The organism is Streptococcus sp. 2021WUSS109, assembly GCF_044427305.1.
In the GTDB taxonomy this organism is placed as follows: Bacteria; Bacillota; Bacilli; order Lactobacillales; family Streptococcaceae; genus Streptococcus; species Streptococcus suis.
Genome location: NZ_JAOTGF010000018.1, coordinates 20,247 through 44,548 on the forward strand (window position 1 = coordinate 20,247; position 24,302 = coordinate 44,548).

Annotated in this window: 23 protein-coding genes and 2 pseudogenes; 8 read left to right on the top strand and 17 right to left on the bottom strand. The window is 40.9% G+C overall.

What is annotated here, in order from left to right:
• Positions 1 to 342: 342 nt before the first annotated feature.
• The 11 genes from dapA to ODU37_RS07870 form a co-directional block, all read right to left on the bottom strand.
• A complete protein-coding gene (gene dapA, locus ODU37_RS07820) occupies positions 343 to 1,278 on the bottom strand; it encodes a 4-hydroxy-tetrahydrodipicolinate synthase (RefSeq protein WP_249562505.1) in 936 nt (311 codons plus the stop codon).
• A gap of 72 nt (positions 1,279 to 1,350) precedes the next feature.
• A complete protein-coding gene (locus tag ODU37_RS07825) occupies positions 1,351 to 2,427 on the bottom strand; it encodes an aspartate-semialdehyde dehydrogenase (protein ID WP_029171167.1) in 1,077 nt (358 codons plus the stop codon).
• Positions 2,428 to 2,595: 168 nt separating this feature from the next.
• Complete coding sequence (locus tag ODU37_RS07830) at positions 2,596 to 3,690, bottom strand: glycerol dehydrogenase (protein WP_024384405.1); 1,095 nt, start codon at positions 3,688 to 3,690, stop codon at positions 2,596 to 2,598.
• Positions 3,691 to 3,810: 120 nt separating this feature from the next.
• Positions 3,811 to 4,767: an iron-containing alcohol dehydrogenase gene (locus ODU37_RS07835; protein WP_249562504.1), complete on the bottom strand. Its 957-nt coding sequence runs from the start codon at positions 4,765 to 4,767 to the stop codon at positions 3,811 to 3,813.
• Positions 4,768 to 4,798: 31 nt separating this feature from the next.
• Positions 4,799 to 5,467: a fructose-6-phosphate aldolase gene (locus ODU37_RS07840; protein WP_024382948.1), complete on the bottom strand. Its 669-nt coding sequence runs from the start codon at positions 5,465 to 5,467 to the stop codon at positions 4,799 to 4,801.
• Positions 5,468 to 5,481: 14 nt separating this feature from the next.
• A complete protein-coding gene (locus ODU37_RS07845) occupies positions 5,482 to 7,926 on the bottom strand; it encodes a glycyl radical protein (RefSeq protein WP_398580454.1) in 2,445 nt (814 codons plus the stop codon).
• A 151-nt stretch (positions 7,927 to 8,077) separates the two neighbouring features.
• Positions 8,078 to 9,379, bottom strand: a complete 1,302-nt coding sequence (locus ODU37_RS07850) for a PTS sugar transporter subunit IIC (RefSeq protein WP_024395167.1) — start codon at positions 9,377 to 9,379, stop codon at positions 8,078 to 8,080.
• A gap of 12 nt (positions 9,380 to 9,391) precedes the next feature.
• Entirely contained in the window at positions 9,392 to 9,697 is a 306-nt protein-coding gene (locus ODU37_RS07855) for a PTS sugar transporter subunit IIB (protein WP_002935430.1), read from the bottom strand.
• Positions 9,698 to 9,729: 32 nt separating this feature from the next.
• Entirely contained in the window at positions 9,730 to 10,053 is a 324-nt protein-coding gene (locus tag ODU37_RS07860) for a PTS lactose/cellobiose transporter subunit IIA (protein ID WP_011922241.1), read from the bottom strand.
• Between the two features lie 188 nt (positions 10,054 to 10,241).
• On the bottom strand, positions 10,242 to 11,216 hold the full coding sequence (locus ODU37_RS07865) for a sugar-binding transcriptional regulator (RefSeq protein ID WP_002935426.1): 975 nt from the start codon (positions 11,214 to 11,216) through the stop codon (positions 10,242 to 10,244).
• A 12-nt stretch (positions 11,217 to 11,228) separates the two neighbouring features.
• Entirely contained in the window at positions 11,229 to 11,972 is a 744-nt protein-coding gene (locus tag ODU37_RS07870) for a DeoR/GlpR family DNA-binding transcription regulator (protein ID WP_011922238.1), read from the bottom strand.
• A 131-nt stretch (positions 11,973 to 12,103) separates the two neighbouring features.
• Between ODU37_RS07870 and ODU37_RS07875 the strand changes: the two genes are divergently transcribed.
• Positions 12,104 to 12,880, top strand: a complete 777-nt coding sequence (locus tag ODU37_RS07875) for a glycyl-radical enzyme activating protein (RefSeq protein ID WP_044683564.1) — start codon at positions 12,104 to 12,106, stop codon at positions 12,878 to 12,880.
• A gap of 294 nt (positions 12,881 to 13,174) precedes the next feature.
• Here ODU37_RS07875 and ODU37_RS07880 read toward each other — a convergent pair whose 3' ends face one another.
• Genes ODU37_RS07880 through ODU37_RS07895 form a run of 4 tightly spaced genes read right to left on the bottom strand, consistent with a single transcriptional unit; the run spans position 13,175 to position 15,241 of the window.
• Complete coding sequence (locus ODU37_RS07880; protein ID WP_044675765.1) at positions 13,175 to 13,462, bottom strand: DUF1905 domain-containing protein; 288 nt, start codon at positions 13,460 to 13,462, stop codon at positions 13,175 to 13,177.
• Positions 13,463 to 13,470: 8 nt separating this feature from the next.
• Positions 13,471 to 14,124, bottom strand: a complete 654-nt coding sequence (locus tag ODU37_RS07885) for a DNA alkylation repair protein (RefSeq protein WP_398580455.1) — start codon at positions 14,122 to 14,124, stop codon at positions 13,471 to 13,473.
• Positions 14,114 to 14,623: a GNAT family N-acetyltransferase gene (locus ODU37_RS07890; RefSeq protein ID WP_249562501.1), complete on the bottom strand. Its 510-nt coding sequence runs from the start codon at positions 14,621 to 14,623 to the stop codon at positions 14,114 to 14,116. The genes ODU37_RS07885 and ODU37_RS07890 overlap by 11 nt, the downstream gene beginning before the upstream one ends.
• The gene (locus ODU37_RS07895; protein ID WP_024400873.1) at positions 14,624 to 15,241 is read right to left on the bottom strand and encodes a DUF5052 family protein; all 618 of its coding nucleotides are present in this window, start codon (positions 15,239 to 15,241) and stop codon (positions 14,624 to 14,626) included.
• A 266-nt stretch (positions 15,242 to 15,507) separates the two neighbouring features.
• Here ODU37_RS07895 and ODU37_RS07900 point away from each other — a divergent pair, with 266 nt between their 5' ends.
• Positions 15,508 to 16,239 carry a PrsW family glutamic-type intramembrane protease gene (locus ODU37_RS07900; protein WP_249562500.1) on the top strand — a complete coding sequence of 244 codons (732 nt, stop codon included), beginning with the start codon at positions 15,508 to 15,510 and terminating at the stop codon, positions 16,237 to 16,239.
• 429 nt (positions 16,240 to 16,668) lie between these two features.
• Here the strand turns inward: ODU37_RS07900 and ODU37_RS07905 are convergent.
• Positions 16,669 to 16,821 (bottom strand): annotated as a pseudogene (locus ODU37_RS07905) (FAD-containing oxidoreductase); the annotation flags it as partial.
• 365 nt (positions 16,822 to 17,186) lie between these two features.
• Here ODU37_RS07905 and ODU37_RS07910 point away from each other — a divergent pair.
• A complete protein-coding gene (locus ODU37_RS07910; protein ID WP_024414644.1) occupies positions 17,187 to 17,996 on the top strand; it encodes a PrsW family glutamic-type intramembrane protease in 810 nt (269 codons plus the stop codon).
• 43 nt (positions 17,997 to 18,039) lie between these two features.
• On the opposite strand, the gene ODU37_RS07915 is transcribed toward ODU37_RS07910, so the two are convergent.
• Positions 18,040 to 19,710 (bottom strand): formate--tetrahydrofolate ligase, encoded by a 1,671-nt coding sequence (locus ODU37_RS07915; protein WP_248021463.1) that lies wholly within the window; start codon positions 19,708 to 19,710, stop codon positions 18,040 to 18,042.
• A gap of 304 nt (positions 19,711 to 20,014) precedes the next feature.
• On the opposite strand from ODU37_RS07915, the gene ODU37_RS07920 reads away from it, so the two are divergent.
• From ODU37_RS07920 to ODU37_RS07940, 5 genes and pseudogenes are all read left to right on the top strand, one after another.
• Entirely contained in the window at positions 20,015 to 20,710 is a 696-nt protein-coding gene (locus tag ODU37_RS07920; RefSeq protein WP_161942252.1) for a phosphopantothenate--cysteine ligase, read from the top strand.
• Positions 20,703 to 21,251, top strand: a complete 549-nt coding sequence (coaC, locus tag ODU37_RS07925; protein WP_172029993.1) for a phosphopantothenoylcysteine decarboxylase — start codon at positions 20,703 to 20,705, stop codon at positions 21,249 to 21,251. Before ODU37_RS07920 ends, coaC begins: the two co-directional genes overlap by 8 nt.
• The gene (locus ODU37_RS07930; protein WP_024402764.1) at positions 21,238 to 21,807 is read left to right on the top strand and encodes an ECF transporter S component; all 570 of its coding nucleotides are present in this window, start codon (positions 21,238 to 21,240) and stop codon (positions 21,805 to 21,807) included. The genes coaC and ODU37_RS07930 overlap by 14 nt, the downstream gene beginning before the upstream one ends.
• A gap of 90 nt (positions 21,808 to 21,897) precedes the next feature.
• Entirely contained in the window at positions 21,898 to 23,616 is a 1,719-nt protein-coding gene (locus ODU37_RS07935; RefSeq protein ID WP_249562499.1) for a phospho-sugar mutase, read from the top strand.
• 416 nt (positions 23,617 to 24,032) lie between these two features.
• Positions 24,033 to 24,302 (top strand): annotated as a pseudogene (locus ODU37_RS07940) (IS4 family transposase); the annotation flags it as partial.

Sequence of the window (24,302 nt, forward strand, 5' to 3'; positions counted from 1 at the left end):
AGGCTCACCTTAAATTACTTCGCTTTTTTATTTTCAAGCTCAGGTAAGAATAGTCCACTGGACTATTCTTATCCCCTGACTATCCTCGCTTTCGGGTTTTTGAGCTCGGGTCTTCTATGGTCACTTTCGTATTTCTTGGTGACCAGCTGAAACAGTTCCCCGAACTGTTTCACTCCCCCAGACATTGTTCGCTCTCTTATTTCAAGGCTCACGTTAAAATAGTCACTCCCCTGACTATCCTCGCTTTCGCATTTCTTGGCTCGGGTCTTCTGTGGTCACTTTCGTATTTCTTGGTGACCAGCTGAAACAGTTCCCCGAACTGTTTCACTCCCCTAGACGTTTTTAATAATCTGGTCGTACGACTCCTGTCACTGTGGCTTTGGTTGCTTCGTAGTCGCCGTCAACGACAACTTTGATAGTGCGTTTGGCATCTTCTTCTGGACATGGAACCAACGGCAAGCGGAGTGGACCAACTTCAAATCCAAGGTAATTAAGAACCGCCTTAACTGGTGCAGGACTTGGATAGGAGAAGAGGGCATTGACTTTCGGAATGAACTTGCGTTGAATAGCGGCTGCTGTTCGAATATCTTGTTGTTCGATGGCTGTAAACATTTCATACATCTCATCACCATTCGTGTGAGATGCAACAGAAATCACACCATCTGCTCCCAAGTTCATTGCATGGAAAGCATCGCCATCCTCACCTGTATAAATCAAGAAGTCGTCAGGTCTATGCTCAATTAGGTAAGCCATGTTGGCAAGGCTTGTACACTCTTTCACACCGATGATGTTTGGATGCTCAGCCAAACGTAACATGGTTTCTGGCGTCATTTCAACGACAACACGACCTGGGATATTGTAGATAATGATTGGCAAATCAGAGGCATCCGCAATAGCCTTGAAGTGCTGGTACATGCCTTCTTGAGAAGGTTTGTTGTAGTAAGGCACGATAGCAAGCCCTGCCGCAAAGCCGCCGAATGCCGCCACTTCTTTGGCAAACTCAATCGAGTCTCGCGTATCATTTGTACCGATACCTGCAATCAAGGGAACACGACCATTGACAATTTTTTGCACAGCACCAAATAGTTCCAGTTCTTCCTCGTGTGTCAGGGTTGGACTTTCGGCAGTTGTTCCTGCTAATAAAATCCCTTCTGTGTGATGGGACAACAGATGCTCAATCAACTCAGGTAAAACTTCAAAATTAATCGAACCATCTTCTTTGAAAGGGGTAATCATTGCTGTAATAATTTTTACATCACGTAAATCTTGAATAGACATAGGCTTCCTCTCTTACTGATTGTTGCTAAAAAAGGCTGAGTGCAGCCTTTTGTGTACTTTGGATTAATGAAATTATTTCAATTCAAATTTCAAGTCTGCCGTTGGACGAACTAGACCACGCTCATGAAGGGTTTCAGCGATTTGAACAGAGTTCCATGCAGCACCTTTGAGCAAGTTGTCAGAAACAACCCACATGTGGATTCCGTTTTCCTTATCCAAATCTTTACGGATACGACCAACAAAGGTATCACGGCTACCGACAGCGTTAATCGCTTGCGGATAAATTTGATTAGCCACATCGTCTTCTAAAACAGCTCCTGGGAAGGATGCAATAGCTGCCTTCACTTCTTCAATCGGTGCAATTTCTTTAGTTTCAATGTAAACAGACTCAGAGTGGGCAGACAAGACTGGAATACGGACGCAGGTTGCAGAAACGGCAATACTGTCATCTTCCATGATTTTCTTAGTCTCTTTTGTCATCTTCATCTCTTCGTATGTGTAGTCATTTTCAGTGAAGAGGTCGATTTGCGGAATAGCATTGAAACCGATTGGGTAGTGCTTCTTATCGCCTCCAGAAGGGAGAATATTCGCTTCTACCGCTTTTGGTTCCACGCCATCATTCAAGACAGAACGAAGCTGAGCTTGCGTTTCCAAGATAGCTCCCATACCAGCTCCAGAAACTGCCTGATAAGTAGATACGATGATCCGCTCCAAGCCCCATTTCTGACGAACAGGCTCCAAGGCTACCATCATTTGAATGGTTGAGCAGTTTGGACAAGCAATGATGCCATTGTGGGCATCCAGTGCGTGAGCATTTACCTCAGGAACAACCAGAGGAACATCTGGATTTTGACGGAAGTAAGAGGTATTGTCAACTACTACAGCTCCTGCTTTTACAGCGTAAGGAGCATACTTGGCAGATGTAGAGCCACCAGCTGAGAAGAGGGCAATATCCACTCCTTCAAAGGCTGTTTCTGTTGTTTCTTCAATGACAATATCCTGTCCCTTAAACTGCAAGGTCTTGCCTGCTGAACGGGCAGAAGCAAGGAAACGCACTTTCTCGATTGGAAGTGTTGACTCTTCCAACATTTTAATCATTTGGGCACCGACTGCACCAGTGGCACCAACAACAGCTACTACATAGGCCATAGAAATCTCCTTTAAGTCAATTCTTCAAAATTTTCTAAATATTTTATATTTAACAATTATATCATAATTTTTTCAAATGAAAAGCCCTGAGAAAGAATTTCCCAAGGCAATTACTTCGAACCTCTATTCACAAGTTTAGATGGACATGCTCAACTGTTAATGCTCTTCTTATTTATCTAATGAGCGAACATAGTAGTCAACAGCCATCAGAGCTTCTGCTACATCTTCTGCTGAAATAGCAAATGGCATACCGTGAATTGTTTCTCCTTCAATCGTCGCTTGTTGGCCGACTTTCAATAGATCTTCATAACTAGCATCAGCCAAATGTAACTCCTCCAAAGTTGTTGGAAGATTCAAGGCTTGATAGAAACGGATGTATTTTTCCAATTCTTCTTTCGGACGGTTTTCCAAGAAGAGCTGGGTCAAGGTCCCATAAGCCACTTTTTCACCATGTGTCAAATGGTGAATGTCTCCCTCCAAGGCGGTGAATCCATTGTGTATCGCATGCGCCGCAGCCAAGCCTGCACTTTCAAAGCCTAAACCACTTAGCAAGGTATTTGCTTCAACAATATTTTCTAAAGCAGCTGTCACAACCTTGGCTTCACAGCTGGCCATGGCTTGAAGTCCGTATTCAAAGAGTGTTTGTTCACAGGCTTGTGCAATAGCGATACCAGCAAGTGTCTGACCTCCTCCTGCCATTGTTGTTCCATTGCTTTGTAAAATAGCACGCGCTTCTACCCACGTCGCCAAGCCATCCGCAATACCAGAAGCCAAAAGACGTGGCGGTGCTTGACAAATAATCGCTGTATCTACTAAGACAAGATCTGGATTTTTCTTATAGAAAATATAGCGTTCAAACGCCCCTTCTTCAGAATAAATGACAGATAAAGCAGATGTCGGAGCATCTGTTGAAGCAATAGTTGGAGCAATGACGACTGGCACTCCTAGTAAATCAGCAATCGCCTTGGCTGAGTCAATCGTCTTCCCCCCACCTAGACCGATTACGACGTCACTAGCCTGTTCTTTTCCGATTTCTACGACGCGTTGGATTTCCTTGTCAGATGCTTCTCCATTAAAGGCCACACGATGGACTTGCATCCCTTCTTCAACGAGATAGGACAAAAACTTCTCACCGACAATCCCATATACTAAATCATCACAAAGAATCAAAGGCTTTGTTCCCAATTTTCCGATAGCTTCTGCACCTTGGAAAAGGACATGTTTACCTTGAATATAGCGAGATGGACTTGCAAATACTTTCATAAGAATTCCTCCTTGAAATAATAGATAGTGTTATATTGAGTAATAAACGACAGTTAGCATTACCGAAAGCAAGAGGCATGAGCCCGTATTTTAAATATTGCCATTGTACAGCGATGCCTACTAGCAACGTGTCGAGCAATCTTCTCCTATCTCTAGTGCAATTTCCTTGAAAACGGCCTCCAGCGACAATAGATTGCTAGAGTTGGCAGACAAAAGCAACTGTTGACACCACTTCAGCCTGGCTTGAAATTCTTCTGATTCCTGAGTCAAATAGATCAAAAGCAAGTAGAGGACAAGATTTCGTTTCAATGGCTCATCCACTAAATCCTCTCTTCTTTCGCTGAGCTTTGATTCTATTTGTTGAATCACGTCCCAAGCATCACTAGGTAGGTCTAATGTTACACAAGTAGAAAGAACTTCTAAGACATCTTGTACTTCTTTTGATAATATCCGAGCTTCAAAATCCTCTATAGCTTGAAGGCCACTGTTAAATAAAACGCTTTCAAAACCTCTGATAAGAATATCATCTACCAAACTGAATAGATGATTTCTTTTTACTTCTTTTATGGCTGCTAGATAAAGAAGAGTATTGACCACTCCATTCATCAACTCCGTGGTAGGTTGTGTCAATAATTGGTCCCTATCCGCTATAATTAGCTGGATGGACCCATTAAACAATGGTCGCTCTCTTTTCTTGTTTTCCACCAATACCCGAGGCAGAGTGGTAAACGGTGAAGTCGGTATAAGAACGGCTGGCAAGTCTAGTAAATCCGCAACAGCCTTTGTACAAGCTGCCACAGAACTATTACCAATGCCAATAATATGGTCTGCACAATGTCGGAAACCAGCTTCCCCACATTCTTCCACCAAGTTCTGGTCCCACTCCTCCATATAGGTTATTTTAACAATGAGTCCGTGACAAGTTAAGACTTTCACAAAGTTTTCTACAGTCGTATTATACTCCTGTTTTGCACATAAAACAAGGGGACGATGACCTATTTTCAAAATGTCAATCGCACAAGTGTCTAAAAGATGATTTCCTTGGATAGTGCGTGAAAGACCTGAGAATTGTTTCATAGTGCCCCCTTATTTTTTAATATAGAACTGTTTAGATAGTATATCTTCCATGAATGGCAGACCAATCATCTGCAAAATCATTTACCGCCTTTTCAATGGATGGCATAGAAAAGGCTGCTTCAAATATATCTGCACCTGCCGTAATAGCCTGCGCCCCATTTGCAAATGCTTGGTTCACTTGATCCACATTTTTGAATGACGCTGCTAAAATTTTACTTTCCGAACACTCCCTGTCAATTGCTTCTGATAACTGAGCGATGACCGCATTCGAATCAATATTCAGATTGGCCATGCGATTGTAGTACGGTGCCAAGTAATCTGCACCCGCTTCAATAGCTAACAAGCCCTGAAAAACGGTATAAATCGCTGTTGCTGTAATCTGATAGCCTTGCGCTTTCAATGTTTTCATAGCAGCCAAACCAGCAGGCGTTACCGGAACCTTAATATAGACATTTTCCGGAGCCAATTCACGAATTTTTTTAGCGTCTGCCAAAATCCCTTCATAATCCTTTGCCACAACTTGCACATGTAGTGAAGCATTTGGACCGATGATGTCACGGATAAGGTGCAAACGTTCAAAAAAGTCAATGTCACCTTCTTTCTTCGCAATCGTTGGGTTTGAGGTCACCCCCGCAAGGGGTAGAACCTCAGCCCATTTTCGTATTTCCTCTATATTTAAGGTATCCAGCATGAATTCCATAATAATAACCTCTTTTACAATGTATGTTCTGTACGACCAATGATGTCGTCTTGTGTTGCTCTCGACAATACATTGAAGAATGCTGAATAACCTGCTACACGGACAATCAAATCACGGTGTTTTTCAGGATGTAGTTGTGCATCAATCAAGGTTTCTCGAGAGACAACATTGTACTGAATATGATAGCCATGCAAGCGGTTAAAGAATGTCCGCAAGAGGGCAATTAATTTTTGTTTGTCTTCTTCTTTGGCAAGTGTTTGTGGATTGACCTTCTGATTGAGCAGAACGCCTCCAACAATTTCATGCGTTGGTAATTTGGCAACTGATTTCAAAACGGATGTCGGTCCATTTTTATCCATATTATGTGATGGAGAACAACCTTCTGCCAACGGTGTACCTGCATTTCGACCATCTGGAGTTGCTAAGGTACCACGCCCCTGTCCAACGTTTGCTGAAATGGATGATGTACCTGAATAACGGATACCACCAATCGGACCACGACCAAAGCGAGTATTTGGATATTTGGCAATCTCATCGATATAAATATCATACGCTGCTGTTACCAATTGATCTGCATAATCATCATCGTTACCATATTTTGGTGCATCTTCAATCAACATTTCCTGGATTTCTTTACCACGCTCACCAGCATAGTCTGTTTCCAAAGCGTGCCATAATTCTTCTGGTGTCAATCGTCCTTCTTCAAAGACTAATTTTTTGATTGCTGCTAGAGAATCAGATAAATTGGCAATGCCAACCTGCAGACCAGAAATGTAATCGTAAATCGCTCCACCTTCTTTCAGGTGCTTGCCACGACCGATACAGTCATCTGTCAGAGCTGAGCAGAGAATGTCTGGTACTTCTCTTTCTAAAGCAATGTCAATTGCATTTTCAACGATGACACTCATCCGTGTTAGATGACGAAGCGTCTTTTCCCATGCCGCTTCAAGCTCTTCAAAGGATTTCATATCTTTGAAGTGACCAAAGGCTGGTGCAAACCGTTTGCCTGATGCAGGATCGATACCATCATTCATGGTAATCAATAAAACTTTCGGGAAGTTCATATAGCTCATACCTGTACAACGGTATCCCCATTTACCAGGAACAGCCGTTTCTACACAGCCAATCGCACTGTAGTCATAGGCATCTTCTTCCAAGACACCTTTCTCTATAAAGGATGGAATGATAATTTCATCGTTGTTGAAGGCAGGCATACCAAAACCAAGTTTCATGACTTCAATACATTCATTCATGAAGCGAGCATCTAGGCCTGCATGATAGCGAACAGTCAAGTTTGGCTGTGGCAGGTGTGTTTGGGCAACAGATTTCAATACTAAGTAAGAAAGTGGATTGACAGCATCCTTCTTATCACGTGTTTGTCCACCAATGGTTACATTTTGGTATAGTGGACTACCAGCAGATGAGAAGGTATGCGATTGACTACGAACCTTGTTGATAGTAATGGTCTTAATCCACAAGTTAGTCAAGCGTTCGACGATGCTGTCTTCCGTTTCACGTCCGGCTTCTAAATCAGCTTTTACATACGGATACATGTATTGATCGAAACGTCCATAGGACAGAGAATGTCCATTTGACTCGATTTGCAAGATACACTGGATAAACCAGACAGATTGCACTGCCTCTGCAAATGTTTCAGCAGGTTCATACGGCACCTTCGCACAAATCCGTGCAATCTCCAGTAGTTCTTGACGGCGTTGAGCGGTTGGAGCTTTCTCTGCCAATTCAGTAGCCAAGGCGACAAAACGATCTGCGTATGCTTTCACCGCATCAATGATGACAAAGATTGAGTCATAGAAATGATATTTATCAATACTTGCAGGATCCGTCAAATCGAGATTAGCCTTTGCTTCACGAACTCGCTCCTCAAAACCACGCAAACCTTGTTCCAATACCTTTTGGTAATTGACAGCCAAGTGGGCATCGCCAGAGTTCATCTTACCTTCCATACCAAAGAAGCCAGTTTCCATATAGACTTGAACTTCTTCTGGAAGCAAGACACCTGCACGTGAACGAAGATTATTCTTTTCCCAGAATGGAGCGATGCTACGCAACTGCTCCTTGGTTTCCTCGGTAATATAGAAGACGTCCCCATCCCGTTTTTCGAATAAATCCAATTCATTCAATACAAACTCCAAGGTATATTCTGGGAAGATGGGAGCATCTTTATTTGAAGAAGCTTGGTTACCTGCAATCAGACTTTCTTCTTCAATATAAAGCGTCATGTTCTCCAATATTTCCTTGAGCATATAGGCCCTTTTTAATACATTGGGCTTCTCTCTATGTTCTTGATAGGCTTTTGTTGCTAAAACAGCCCGTTCCGCGTCAATATAGGGCTTCTTATCAAGGACATCTTCTCTGTATTTGTTCATCCGATCTGTCAGACTTCCAAAATACTCAGTTTTAATGCTAGTGCCAGCTACTTCAGTCACTGTTTTCATAGTTTTACCCTTTCTTTCGAAACTTAATTTTGCTTCGTTTGTAACTTAAGTATATCCTGTAATAGGGGTTATTGTCAATTGATGCTAGTGAGAGCTAAGATTTCCGAAGCCGGCTGCACATTTGTGCAACTCTTTTGTCTGACATCATTGACTAAACTGGTTCTTTCGTTTCACTTTCATAGGCAATCCTATCTTGGATTTTGAAGAATGGGAAATAAACAATAGTTGAGACAGCTAAAATAATGATTTGAACAACTGCACCTTGCCAACCACCCACCATAAAACCAGAAATGATTGCTGGAGTAGACCATGGTAGGGTCACACCTGAAAATGGTTGCATAAAGCCGATTGAGATTGCACCGTAGACAATGAAAGCCGCTAAGATCGGTACCAAAACAAATGGTAAGAACATTACAGGATTCATCACAATTGGAAAACCAAAGACGACTGGTTCATTTACATTAAAGAGTGCAGGAAAGGCCGCTACCTTACCAAGAGCCTTATATTGTTTTGATTTAGCGGTAAATAGCATTGCAAAAACAATACCGAAGGTAATACCTGAACCTGACATAATCAAGAAACTATCTAAAAATTGTTGGGTCACGATGTGGGCGCCATTTTCCAGAGACAATTTATCTGCTGCTAAAAGGGCCTTATTGGCATCGAGGTTTGACAATAGTAAAGCAGTAACAACACCATTGACAACTGACTGGCCATGTACACCAAACCACCAGAGGAAGGAAATGAAGAAAGCAATTCCAATCGCACCTGGTAATGAACCAGTCAAACCTTGTAGTGGCACTTGAATTACATCGTAAATCATTTCAATGAATGTACCACCGTTTGTCGCCATCTTGGAAACAATATAGACAATCATAGATAGCAAAAAGATGACAAAAGCTGGAATCATAGCTTCAAACTGCTTGGCAATAGCTTGCGGTACTTGTTCAGGCATCTTGATAACAATATGACGCTGAATAAAAGTCGTATAGATAGCGCCCACTACCAAACCAATAATAATCGCACCGATAATTCCTTGACCACCAAACCATACTTTTGCGATGGCATCACCGATTGGTTCTCCATCAACTGGAATATAAGATGATTTCAAGAGGATAAAGAATGAAGACAAGGACAGTACGCCCGCAGGGAGAGGCTCAACTCCACTATTTTTGGCGTAAGAATAGCCGATCGCAAAACAAGAAATCAAGCCCATAATCGCAAAGGTTCCGCTATAGACTTGCATAAACGGTTCAGTCCATTCCGCTCCAAATATAGAAGCTATTGCAGCATTTAAGCCTTCAAAAGGCAACTGCCCCAAAATTAAGAAAATACTACCAACTACTGTTAAAGGTAAAATAGCCAACATACCATCTTTTAGAGCGATGATCCCTTTCATATTCACAAATTTCATGATTGGGACAATAATTTTTTGTGTATCAATTTTGGACATGACCATACTCCTTTATGAAACCATGCTGAGTGCCAATTGAAGAACTTTTTTCCCGTCCAACATCCCGTAGTCTGCCATTGGAATCACGGCAATAGGGACTTGCTTTTCATCACAGAGCGCTTTTGACTTATCAAGCGTATATGCTACTTGTGGTCCCAGTAAAGCCACATCGATTTCGTCAAGGTAATCTGCAATTTTCCCTTGGGAATGCGCATCGATTTCTACTTCGACACCTGCGTCTGCTGCTGCAATCTTCATGTTGTTTACCAACATGCCTGTAGAAAAACCAGCGGCACAAAATAGAGCGATTTTAACCATTTCGGTTTCCTCCTAAATATAATTTTTTTGTTTTAGCCAACTTTTTTTAGTTCTTTCCGCAAATCAATGATTTCTTTAATCAAATTGATCTCTGTAATAGATGTCATCAAATGATCTTGCGAATGGACAAATAGTGCTGTAATATCAGATTTTGCTCCACCAGCTTCCTGTGCTAAGAATTTTGTCTGCATATTGTGAGCTTCTAATAATGCTGCATCTGCCAATTCTAATTCCTCTTCTGCTCGCTCTTCTTCACCTGCTTTGACAAGCGACAAAGCTTGGTAGGCGTGACTTTTCGCATCTCCAGCATAAATAATCAATCCCATGATCAATTGATCTGCAACAATCATTTCCATTTCTTTTTCCTCCGATTTGTTTTATTTGTAAGTTATTATATTTCTTTCGTAAGTAAATCATATCATTTTCTCTTTATAGCGTAAATATATTTATAGAACATTTTCTGTTTTAATTTATTTCTGCACTTTTGTGCATTTTTGGGAATAAAAAAATACTTCAACCACCTTTAAGCGATTGAAGTACTCTCTTACAAATTTGTATGGACATGCACATCATTATCCAGTTCTAAAACTTTTACGATGGTTCGTTCATCTGTTACCAGATGATGAATGTAGCCAGCTCGCAATACAGCTAAAATGGCTTGAGCCTTTTCCTCCCCGTATGCAAGAGCTATGGTATCTGGAACTTCTTTTAAATCATCTAAAGAGATGGCAATGGTCCTCTTTTGCAAATCCTCAACGATAGCTTGACCGTATTGATTCAGACCACGACAGCAGGTTTCACCGACTGCACCTTCATCCGATAAGGCTTGAAAGTCAGCTGTCGTCAACATATCTAACCATTGACGATTTTTTTCATCGACTCGGCCGCCAATACCTATTGCTGCTACATCTAAGTCCTTCCAGTCAGCACGTAGCTCCTCGAAATATTTAGAAGAAAGAATACCTTGAGCAAGTTCTTGATTCTCCTGGATAATCGTCGCATTGATAAAACTACATTCTCCACGAAATTTATTGGCCATATCGTAAATCAGGGTATTCACATGATAACGTGCGTGGATATGACTTGGACCGCCGGCTATTGGAACAAATTTGACACCTTTCATACGATGATTCCCTATCTTATCTACAATAAGACTGAGGCTTCTCCCCCATGAAAAACCAACTTTCTTTCCATCATCAATGAGATTGGTAAGCATATCGGCTGCAGCCTGTGCCAGACGATTTTCTAAATCAAGCTGGTCCTCATCGGTGCTGTTTTCAACCAGTTCTAAACCTTTTAATCCATATTTTTCTTGAACATATTTTTCTAGTCGATATAGGCGCCTATCAAAATCTTGAATTTCTATTTTTACAATGCCTTCTGACTTAGCCTTGGTCAACATTCTACTGACTGTCGTTCTATAAATTCCTGTCTCAGCAGCAATCTCAGCTTGGCTTTTCCCCTCTTCGTAGTAAAGATAGGCTATTTTTGCCAACTGCCTTCTTTTTTCTTGCTTCATACTGCCCCCAACCTAAACTAGCCTTACTGTGACTCTAGCATTTTCTAATTCCTTGACAAGATCTTCAGAAATCGACGTATCTGTAATAACCTGAGCAACTTGACTTAAACCAAATCTGCGTACTGTCCCTCGTTTTGTAAATTTACTAGAATCTGTTAGCACAATCATGTTTTCAGCAACGTCAGACATGTACTGTACTACTTCGCTTCGCATTAAGTTTTTACCTGTAAAACCATGCTCACTATCATAGCCGTCAGTTCCTACAAAAGCCTTATCAACATGGAAAAACTGAATCATTTTATGCAAGAGCGGCCCAACAGTTACTTGGGAATCTTTTTGAAACTCACCACCCAATAAAATAATCTGACAGCTATCATATTGTCGCACATAATTGGCTATAAAATAAGAATTTGTTATGATGGTCACATTTCTCTTGGTTTTGCAAATTTCTTCTGCCAAGAGAGCACAAGTTGACCCAGACTCTATCATAATCGTTTCATTGTCGGCAATAAGATTTGCTGCTTCTTTTGCAATTCGTTTTTTTACATCATAGCGAAAGGACATCCGAATATTAAGGTCATCGCCACTATTTAGAACAGCATAGCCGTGTTCTCTACGTAATAAACCTTTTGATTCTAACTTATCTAAATCTTTACGGATGGTTACCTTAGAAACGTCCAGTTGCTCCGCCAAACTATTGACATCTATTTTTTCATGTTGTGATACCAGTTGTATAATTTTATCTAATCGTTCCATTTCATCACCTCATCATTATTCTATCAAATTTTGACTCTTTTTCAACTATTTGCAACTCTTTGACTTACGTTCGTAATTGTAAAACTTTCTTTTGTATGATAAAATCAAATTAATCGAAAAGGAGAAAGAGCATGAATACACGAAAAGGCATTATTTTTAACATTCAACATTTTTCGCTCCATGACGGTCCTGGTATACGTACGACGGTTTTCTTGAAAGGTTGCCCTCTACGTTGTCCTTGGTGTGCAAATCCAGAATCTCAAAAACGAAAACCTGAACCCATGCTTGATGCTGTTAGTAAAAAAGTGACCATCATGGGAGAAGAAAAATCTGTTGATGACATCATATCCGAAGTCATGAAAGACATTGATTTTTATGAAGAATCTGGTGGTGGGCTCACGCTGTCTGGCGGAGAAATTTTTGCCCAATATGAGTTTGCGAAAGCTATTCTTATGGAGGCAAAAAGACACGGCCTTCATACAGCTATTGAAACCACCGCTTTCGTAGAACACCGCAAATTTGTTGACCTTATCCAATACGTTGACTTTATCTATACTGATTTAAAACATTACAATACAATTTCTCATAGAAAAGTCACCGGCGTCAACAATAACCTTATCATACAAAATATCCAATACGCCTTTTCCATCGGGAAAGAAATCGTCCTACGTATCCCTGTTATCCCTGACTTTAATAATTCCCTCGAAGATGCTGAACAATTCGCCTGTCTCTTTAATCAACTCAAGATTGACAAAGTTCAACTACTCCCCTTCCATCAATTTGGAGAAAATAAGTATAAGCTTCTCAATCGAACCTATGCTATGACCGATGTCAAGGCTCTCCATCCAGAAGATTTAAAAGACTATCAAGCAATCTTCATCAAACATAATATCAACTGTTATTTCTAACTTTGAGAAATACAAAAACTTCCTCGGCTGAGCCAATAGCATTCCTATAGAAATCACATACTGAAATATGCTTCCGATAGAGTATCTGAAGCATATTAGTATACAAAAAAGCCCACCATAAAGGTGGGCAAGGGCATCGTTTCCGATGAGAATAGAAGGTTCACACAACTATTCAAGGTCCGCTCCTGCGTTTCAATTAAATGAAGACCTCCCTAGCGTCGAAAGTGACAAAGTCACTACTCGGCTCATCGCATGAATTTATTCTACCATAATCTCAAGGATTTGCAAGTCCAACTAGTCCAAACGTTCTTGAATAGTTACTTGTACTCTATCACCAGCCTGTTTTCCAATAGCCACTCGAATAGCCTTTTGAACGCCAATAATATAACAGATATTGCCTGCTTCATCCTTAACTCCCATATTGACAATGGAGCCATCATAGGGATGACCATCAAATCTGGCATGTACCTTTACCCTCCCCTTGCCAAACTCTTCTCGTATATCATAGGGAAATATGACATAAGCTCCGCCCTTATCTGGTACTGGATGGATAAGAGTTTCAAATTCATAGACTTTGGACATGGCTCCTCCTAGATATACTTACTGGCTTCACGAATAGACAAGCCTGCCATTTGTGAGCTGTACTTGGTAAGAAAAACTCGTACCCAGTCAGGATTGGTTTTGGAATAATCTCGCAAACTCCAGCCAATTGCCTTGTTAATGAAAAATTCAGTCTGATTGAGATTATTGATCAGGATTTGTTCCAACAGTTCCGTATCCGTCTTTTCTTTTTGCAATAACTGGTGGTCAATGGCAATCCGTCTCAACCAGAAATCATCATCCAAACTCCATTCCAAGATTGTCTGCTTGGCCTCTGAATTGTCCAAAACAATCTTACCGACTAGTTTATCTAATCCATCAATACTATCCCACCAAGACTTGCTTTGAGCCAGTTTTTTCAAGCGGGGTAGGTCAGCTAAGACTAGATCTTTTTTCTTGGTAACCAGATAATCAATGGCGATATATTGAAATTCACGGTAGGGCTTAGACCAGCAAGCCTCAACAAATTCCCAGTCAATGCCCTGAGACTTAAATTCTTTGAAAAATTGCCTAGCCACTTTTCGGCGGTCAGGAGTTCGCACACCCAGAAAGTCAAAATTGTTTTTCATATAAGCCTTCATAGGCTGGGCCTGACTGGCATCCGCCACAGCCAACAAACGTTTTTCTAATTCGTCAATCTTCATTTTGCTTACCTACAAGAGATTTTTGAAGCCAGACAATATCATGCCATGTATCAAATTTATAACCAACTTTTTTGAAATGAGCTACCTGTTCATAGCCTCTCTTCTCATGGAGTGCTATAGAGGCTGGGTTTGGTAGGGCAATGCAGGCTAAGAAATTTTTAAAACCACGCGCGTTCAGTTCCCTTTCCAAAGCATTGTAGAGAAGAGTTCCAATTCCTTTTCCACGTGCTTCTTGCTGAATATATACAGATAATTCCACCGTCCAATCGTAAGCCGCACGGGCATAGTAGGTTGAAGCATAGGCATACCCTACAAGAGCTCCCTCTTCAACTGCGACCAGATAGGGAAACTTCTCCAAGGTCTTTTCAATTCGACTTGCAAAGGCTTCGACAGTCGGCACTTCTGTTTCAAAGGTAATAGCGGTCTTTTCTACATAAGGAGCATAAATTGCCACAAGGTCTGCAGCATCCTCTATCCTTGCGGAACGAATTTCTATCATCTAGTTCTCCAATAATTCTCTATCATAAATGGTATAGTCACAACGATAGATAATCAACCGTTTACCGTCAATCAAGAGTTCAGAAGTCTTAGGTGCATCAGATGCATAAAGAGACACTTTATCACCTACATAAGTAGCAAGCGGGGTTCCGTTTTGCGAACGAATCAAAACCACCTTTGCCTTACCTGTAAAATCATTTTTGAGACTAGATACCATACGGTTAACAAGCGGAATTGCACGATCGTAATTTGCAATATCTACTGTGGTCTGATATTTCGCATACAAGTCTTCCAAACCTTCTTCTGCTGCAATCAAAGATGAGCCTACGTGGTCAATTTCGTAATTCCCAAGTGTCACCTTCAAGACAGACGAATCCGCATTGGAATAGCCTTCGGCATCCACCGAGTCAAATTCCTGATTCCGCGAAATCGATAGGGACTTACCAGACATTTCATCTATCAATTGAGAATTTTCATCGTATGTCCGTACCGTCATCTCCAAACCAATCCATTCTTCCTTGGTATTTTTCCACCAATTTGAAATTGACTGACAGGCAGACAAACTAACAAGGCTCAAACCAAGAACAACAGATAGCATGATTTTCTTTTGCAATTTCATATAATAGTCCTCCAACATATTTTACTTATTATATCATGGAATACAAAAACCGAGAAAAAATAGATAGACCTGAGATAATAAAAAGATGGCTATGATAAACTATAGCACGGTAGGGATAGGTGACATCTACTAAATTAATATAAAGGAAGTCATTTTATGAAACAATTCTGTGCTAAACACAAAATGAAGCTACTTATTTTTTAGCCGTTTGGAGTTTTTTCTCTGGCTGTAAAGTTCTTCTTACCTTTTTTGGGAAACCGGATGGAATGGACGGAAAATATCCTCTCTTCTTTCTAACTATTTCCTTAGTTGCACTTTATGTCCTCCCTATGATTCTTATCATTCGTTATGTAGCGAAACGTTTTGATATTTCTAAAAAAGTTATCCATCTCAGTTGGATTTTGGGTATAACAGCTAGTTTTTACTTCTCTGGTATTGGTCAAACACTTTTAGGAGCTTTTTGGTTATTCATCATCAAACCACCTCAAACATTTATCCAAAACTGGGGAGCAGCTGTCACCGCCCCCTTCCATGAAGAGTTTGGTAAGGGCCTAGTTGTACTACTCGTACTCCTCTTGCTCAAAAAACTTACTCTAAAAAATGCCGTAGTCAGCGGTATGATTGTAGGTTTGAGTTTCCAAATTATTGAAGACGGTCTCTATGTCTTCCAACAAATCTTTAAATCTAAAGCAGATGGCTTCGCCACTCTTATCGAACGTATGCTTCACGCTGGTGGAACTCACTGGGCCTTCTCCCTTGCATTCGCAGTCGGTTTGGTCGCTCTCGTCTCAAAAAATAGTGGCATGTCTAAAAAACAAGGACTTTTCTGGATGCTGATGGCTGTCTTGGCACACTTTTTCTTGAATACTCCATTCAACGAAGGACTAACATCTAACTCTGGTGAAATAACCGTTCTCATGCTCTGCTTTAGTTTCTGCGTGGCACTTGCTACATTTTTCAAAGTAGACCAAATTGAAACGACTCAGCACCACCAGTAACACATACTAAAACAAGCCTGCATTGACAGGCTTTTATTATGTTACAAACCAAGTATTCGAAATGGTTGTTGATTCATCAATATCTATTACCGATCTTTATCCCCTTCCAATCTGTCCAAGAAATCGCAGATAATTGGCTGGGCAAAAAGCCCAGCGCCACTTCTTAGAGTTCGTGTCAACATCTCAGCGCAGTGGTTGATTGGCGGATTTATTCGTGTTTTACACTCCAAATCCAACCTAATCAACTGTGCGGGGGTGGGAAGACGAACTCTTTTTAGACCACTCGAGTTCTTTCCCACTCCCCACGGTTCATCAATGAAAAATTGTCTCTTGATGAAAAATGGTCACTCGATGATCTTGGCACTAGTCTAGGAAACGAAGCCGCAGATTATACTTGAGTATATCAAGGCAAGTTGACGCCGATTAGTGTTAATTTTCGATGAGTGAAAAGACATTATTCAAATTCTCAGCCATAGTCGGATGGGTGAAAATCTGTGTTTTGAAGTAGGTATAAGGAATCTTATTGTCAATCGCCATAGCAATCAAGTTAATCAGCTCCTCTGAATTGCGACCAAAGAGAGTCTTGGTTGGAATACAGCCGATATTGATACAAGTCCCGCTAAACATAGCAGGATTTCCCTCCACCAAGGCAACCTTTTTCCAGCTGCTGGCAGCTTACCTGCTAAGGTCTTTCCATCCAAAACCAATGACCAATAAATCATATTGTTCCATAACATACTCCTTTTATTTTTTAAACCTTAGTCTAGCAAAAAAGAAAATTTGAGACACAATTCCGCTACGACTCTATTATGGAGTCCAAGTTGCAGGAAAAACATTACAATAACTGATAAGGTTTAGATAAAAAATAGATGAATTATAGACAAAATGCACCCACATTTGATACAATGTATCTATACACTAGTTTATTAATACAGAAAGGTAAAACTATGAAAGAAAAATTTCAAACGTGTAGAACCTATATTCCAATCATCTTAGCAACGATTGGATTTGTCAACGGTTGCAAAATTATCTTCGGAGAATTCGGTAAGCCAAATGGCATGGAAGCTAAATATCCTCTCTTTTTCCTAACCATTTCCTTGGTCGCTATCTACCTCATTCCCCTACTAGTACTGACATATTACTTAGCTAAACGCTATAACATTTCTAAACAAGTTATAGGTCTTAGCTGGCTTTTAGGCTTAACAAGTAGCATCTCTTTTTCTGAACTGGGGCATACAGCTATCGGATATTTCCTGCTCGAAATTGTTAAAGCTAGTAATAATTTCCTAAATGACTGGGGCGCAGCTATTTCAGGTCCATTGGCAGAAGAAATCGGTAAAGGGCTGACTGTTCTACTTGTACTGCTTATTTGTAGAAAAATGACACTAAAAAATGCATTGGTAAGCGGAGTGATTGTTGGATTAGGTTTCCAAATCGTGGAAGACATCACCTTTGTTTTTAGAGACATGTTCATGAATAAGTTAGACGGCTTTGAAACCATTCTTGAACGCGTTGGTCAAGCTGGTTGGGCCCATTGGGTTTTCACGCTTCTCTTTGCTATTGGTTTAGTAGCCCTTCTCACAAAAAATACAGGCATATCAAAAGCACAGGGAGTATTTTGGATTGGTGCAAGCTTTGGAATTCACTTCCTCTTTAATTCACCATTCAACACTGGTATCTTCCAGACGGTATTTCCTATGTTGAGTATTTTCCTTGGCTTACTTGCCTATCAAACGGTTGAGAAACTATCTGAATAGACAAAAAATCCGCCTTTGAGCGGATTTTTTATATTCATTCTTGTTAGAACAAGCCGATAGCTGTCCCGTCTGCTGCCACATCCATGTTGAGAGCTGCGGGAGCTTTTGGCAAACCGGGCATGGTCATGACATCTCCAGTCAAGGCAACGATAAAGCCTGCACCTAATTTTGGCACAAATTCACGGACTGTAATGTCAAATCCTGTTGGTGCACCGAGGGCAAACTGATCATCTGAGAAGCTGTATTGGGTCTTGGCCATGCAGACTGGCAACTTATCCCAACCATTCTTAGCAAATTCAGCCAGCTGGTTACGAGCCTTCTTCTCAAAGACAACGCCTGTACCACCGTAGATTCGCGTGACAATCTTGGTCACTTTCTCTTCCAAACTATCCTCAGCCTTGTAAAGACGTTGATAGTTTGCTGCTTGGTTATCAATAGTAGCAACAACTGTCTCAGCCAATTCAACACCACCATCAGCGCCATTTGCCCAAACACTTGCCAACTCGACAGGTACGCCAATTTCAGCGCAAAGTTCTTTCAAAGCGGCAATTTCATCAGCTGTATCTGAGACGAATTCGTTGATAGCAACCACCGCTGGAATACCATATTTCTGAATATTTTCAACGTGACGCTTCAAGTTAGAAAAACCAGCCTTGACTGCCTCTACATTTTCAGCAGAAAGTTCTGTCTTAGCTACACCACCGTGCATTTTAAGCGCACGCAGGGTCGCTACAATCACCACAGCATCAGGAGCCTTAGGCAAGTTCGGCACCTTAATGTCAAGGAACTTCTCTGCTCCAAGGTCAGCCCCGAAGCCTGCTTCTGTGACGGTATAGTCGGCCAATCGCAGAGCTGTTGTGGTAGCGAGGACTGAGTTGCAACCGTGGGCAATGTTAGCAAATGGACCACCATGGACAAAGGCTGGCGTGCCATAGATGGTTTGGACAAGGTTTGGTTTAATAGCGTCCTTCAAAATAAGGGTCAAAGCACCTTCCACCGCCAAATCACGCACGTAGACAGGACTGCGATCGAAACGATAACCGATAACAATATTTGCCAAACGTTCTTTCAAGTCATTGAGGTCTGTCGCCAAGCACAAAATCGCCATGATTTCAGAAGTTACGGTAATATCGAATCCATCTTCACGAGGAATACCATTGAGCGGACCACCCAAGCCAACTGTTACCTTACGAAGGGCACGATCGTTGAGGTCCACAACACGTTTCCAGATAATACGACGTTGATCAATCCCAATCACATTCCCCTGATGGATATGGTTATCAATCAAGGCTGAAAGGGCGTTGTTTGCTGTGGTAATGGCATGCATGTCGCCTGTAAAATGCAAATTGATGTCTTCCATTGGCAAAACCTGAGCATAGCCACCACCTGCAGCTCCACCTTTGATCCCCATGACAGGTCCCAAAGAAGGCTCACGGAGGGCAATCATGGTTTTCTTGCCAATTTTAGACAGGGCATCCGCCAGACCAATGGTCACCGTTGACTTGCCTTCACCAGCAGGCGTTGGATTGATAGCCGTCACCAAAATCAGCTTGCCAAGTGGATTTCCCTTGACCGCATTGATTTTATCAAAAGACAATTTTGCCTTGTATTTTCCATATAGTTCAATATCATCAAAACTGATACCAACTTTTTCAACGATCTCTGTGATAGGTTTCAAGGTTATACTTTGTGCAATGTCAATATCTGTTTTCATGAGAGTACCTAATTTCCTTATTTTTTATGGATATTATACCATACTTCAACTTATTTTCGCATATTTTTTATTATTTATTCACCAACGTACGGAATTTTCAGAAAAACTACAGGTTCCCTTACTTAAACAGATACAAATTTTTAAAAACTGTATTCTCATCATATCATAGCTCTACACTTCCGTCTAAGACTAGTTTTAGTTAGTTTTTTCAAAAGAGAATCAGTATTCCTTTAAAAATTGCCTTGATGAGCAAGTGGATTAGTGCAAACTTTACGAAAAATAGAAATTCTAGTAAAATATGAACATGAAACTATTGATTACATCAGGCGGAACAAGCGAAGCTATCGATCAAGTCCGCGCTATTACAAACCATGCTTCTGGAAATCTTGGAAAAATCATTGCCGAACAAGCCTTGAAACGTGGTCATGAAGTTACTCTTGTAACTACAAGACAGGCTGTCAAACCAAATTCTCAGAAGAATTTAAGCATTATCGAAATCACAAATGTTGATAGTTTGAAAGAAACATTAGAACCTTTAGTCAAAACACATCAGGCCCTGATTCATAGCATGGCTGTATCCGATTATACACCTGTTTATATGACTGGTTTAGATGAACTAAGAGCAACTGAAGACATCTCTAGTCTACTAAAAAAACAGAATACAGAAAGTAAGATTTCATCCAAGGATGACTACCAAGTTCTTTTCTTGAAAAAAACTCCCAAGGTCATTTCCTATGTAAAAAAATGGAATCCAGCTATCACACTCTTTGGCTTCAAACTATTGGTTAATGTTCCTAAGGAGGAATTATTTGCCGTAGCTCGCCAAAGCATTGAACGAAATGGCGCTGATTATATACTTGCTAATGACTTGAAGGACATTGGAGAAAATCAACACATTGCCTATTTAGTTGATAAAACAAGGGAAATTCAAGCACAGACAAAAGATGAAATTGCTCAGCTCATTTTAAATACCCTAGAAAAAGGAGAACAAAATGGCTAATATCACACTTGCCGTTACTGGCTCTATTTCAGCCTACAAAGCAGCTGACCTAACTAGTCAATTGACCAAACTGGGTCATCAGGTTACAGTCCTCATGAGTCGCTCTGCTATGGACTTCATCACACCTTTGACTCTCCAATCCTTGTCAAAAAATCTGGTTCACACAGATGTCATGATCGAAGAAAATCCTACTCTTATCAAGCATATCGATATTGCCAAAGAAACAGACTTATTTTTACTTGCCCCTGCTTCTGCCAATACGATAGCTAAATTAGCTAATGGTATGGCTGACAACATTATTACTGCAACAGCTCTGGCTCTGCCAATTGGTACTAAAAAACTGCTGGCACCTGCTATGAATACTAACATGTACCTCAATCCTGCTACCCAGAAAAACCTTCAAACCCTGACAGAATACGGCTTTGAGGAAATCAAACCACGTGAAGCCCTCCTTGCCTGTGGCGATTTTGGAACAGGTGCCCTTGCTGAAGTTGATGTGATTCTTAACAAAGTAATGGAGGTTCTAAATGAAAACAAATAAATCCAGGGATATTGCGACTCTTGCAATATTTCTAACAATCATGATTGTCATTGAAGTGGTCAGTCAGATGATTTTTGCTAATTTTATCTTGCCAATAAAACCGACTATTACCCATATTCCCATCATCATCGCTTCCATTCTTTACGGTCCACGCTTAGGGGCACAACTGGGTGGTTTTATGGGAATAATGAGTATCATTCGGAATAGTATCATCATTTCACCGATGAGTTATGTTTTCTCTCCTTTCGTAGAACATGGAAACTTCAATTCTATCCTGATTGCCTTAGTTCCACGTATTTTAATCGGAGTTACACCATATTTTGTTTATAAATTGATGAAAAACAAAAAGGGGCTCCTACTAGCAGGTCTTACTGGTACCTTGACAAATACAATTTTTGTCTTGACTGGTATCTTCTTCCTATTTTCTAATGTATATGCTGGGGATATAAAATTGTTACTAGCTAGTATCGTCTCATTCAATTCTATTGCAGAATTAACCATCTCCGGTCTCTTAACCATAGCTATCGTTCCAGTTTTACAGAAAGTTCAAAAATAAATATCAGAAAATCATGTGAAAGCGTGATTTTTCTTTTCAAACATGGTATAATGAAAGCGTTTAATAGAAAAATTTTTAAGGAGATATGCGATGACTTATCAAGAAACCTATCAAACATGGCTCGACTTTGCGGACCTTCCAGATTACTTACGTGAAGAATTAGTCGCAATGGATGAAAAAACAAAAGAAGATGCCTTCTATACAAATCTTGAATTTGGTACAGCTGGTATGCGTGGCTATATTGGCGCTGGTACCAACCGCATCAACGTATTCGTAGTCCGTCAAGCTACAGAAGGTTTGGCAAAATTGGTAGAATCAAAAGGTGAAGAAGCTAAAAAACGTGGAGTTGCCATCGCTTACGACTCACGTCACTTCTCTCCAGAATTTGCCTTTGAATCGGCTCAAGTTTTGGCTGCACATGGCATCAAATCTTATGTATTTGAAAGCCTTCGTCCAACTCCTGAGTTGTCATTCGCTGTGCGCCATTACAATGCCATCGCAGGTATCATGGTGACTGCCAGCCACAACCCGAAAGAATTTAACGGCTACAAGGTTTACGGTGAAGACGGCGGACAAATGCCACCAGCTGATGCAGATGCATTGACCAACTTCATCCGTGCCATCGACAATCCATTTACAGTTGAATTGGCTGACCTTGAAGCAAGTAAGGAAAATGGCTTGATTACAGTTCTTGGCGAAGAAACTGACGTTAAATATCTGGAAGAACTCAAAGACCTCAACATCAATCCTGAATTGATTGCTGAATACGGTAAAGACATGAAGATTGTCTACACACCACTTCATGGTACGGGTGAAATGTTGGCGCGTCGTGCCCTTGCACAGGCTGGTTTTGAGTCTGTCCAAGTTGTTGAAGCACAAGCAACTGCTGACCCTGACTTCTCTACTGTCGCTTCACCAAACCCTGAAAGCCAAGCTGCATTTGCCCTTGCGGAAGAATTGGGCCGTGAAGTCGGTGCAGATGTCCTTCTTGCAACTGACCCTGACGCTGACCGTGTTGGTGTTGAAGTTCGTCAAGCTGACGGTTCATACTGGAACCTTTCTGGTAACCAAATCGGTGCTATCATCGCTAAGTACATCCTTGAAGCCCACAAGCAAGCAGGTACACTTCCGGCAAACGCTGCCCTTGCTAAGTCAATCGTATCTACTGAGTTGGTAACTAAGATTGCTGAAAGCTACGGCGCTACCATGTTCAACGTCTTGACAGGTTTCAAATTCATCGCTGAGAAAATCCAAGAGTTCGAAGAAAAACACAACCATACTTACATGTTTGGTTTCGAAGAAAGCTTTGGTTATCTCATCAAGCCATTTGTACGTGACAAGGATGCTATCCAGGCTGTGCTTATGGTGGCTGAAATTGCTGCCTACTACCGTTCACGTGGTATGACCCTTGCTGACGGTATCGATGAAATCTTCAAGGAATACGGCTACTTTGCTGAGAAAACCATTTCAGTTACCCTTTCTGGTAAAGACGGTGCAGAGCAAATCAAGGCAATCATGGCTAAATTCCGCGATAATTCACCAGCACAATTCAACGCGACGGACATCGCGGTCTTTGAAGACTTTGCCCTTCAAACTAAGACAGACAAAGATGGAAATGTTGAAAAACTCACTACTCCTCCATCAGATGTCTTGAAATACACCTTGGCAGATGATTCTTGGTTTGCAGTTCGTCCTTCAGGAACAGAACCAAAAATCAAATTCTACATCGCAACAGTCGGTGAAACACTTGCTGAAGCAGAAGAAAAAATCGCTAATATCGAAAAAGAAATCAACGAATTTGTTGGGTAAGAATTAGAAAGTACAAGCCATTTCCTCCAGCGACGTCTAAAGACATTCGCTGAACTTCGTTCAAGTTAGTGCTATAATTACTTGACTAAAGCCCGTAACAACGGGCTTTTATCTTGCCATGGCTTCAAGCCAGTTTTTCTCTACGAGAAAAACCAGAAGCGAACTCTGTTCGCATCAGTCGTAGAGGTTAGATTTGGAGTGTAAAACACGAATTGCTGAGATTTGCTTCGCAAATCTTATCTCCAACCTTTAACAGTCCACTGGACTGTTAAACCCAATCAACCACTGCGCTGAGATGTTGACACGAACTTTGAGAAGTGGCGCAGGGCTTGCCCAATGTCATTAAGTTAACTAACCTATCACATTTTGTGGTGGGTTAGTTTTTATGTTACACTAAAAATAAAAGGGGAAAAGTCATGCTAGATCAGATTAAAGCTCATTTACTTGATAGTATTAACGACATCGTTTCCACCGCAAACCAGTTTGTGCTTCATCCTGAAAAAGATTTTAGTCGGAAAAGTCAGCTAACGATGAAAACCATGATTCAAGCTATACTGACCATGGGAAGCAATACCTTATCTAAAGAGCTACTTGACTTACATTTACCAGTTACCCAATCTGCCTTTGTCCAACGACGATATCAGATCAAACATCAAGCTTTTAAAGCCCTGTTTACCAATATTACT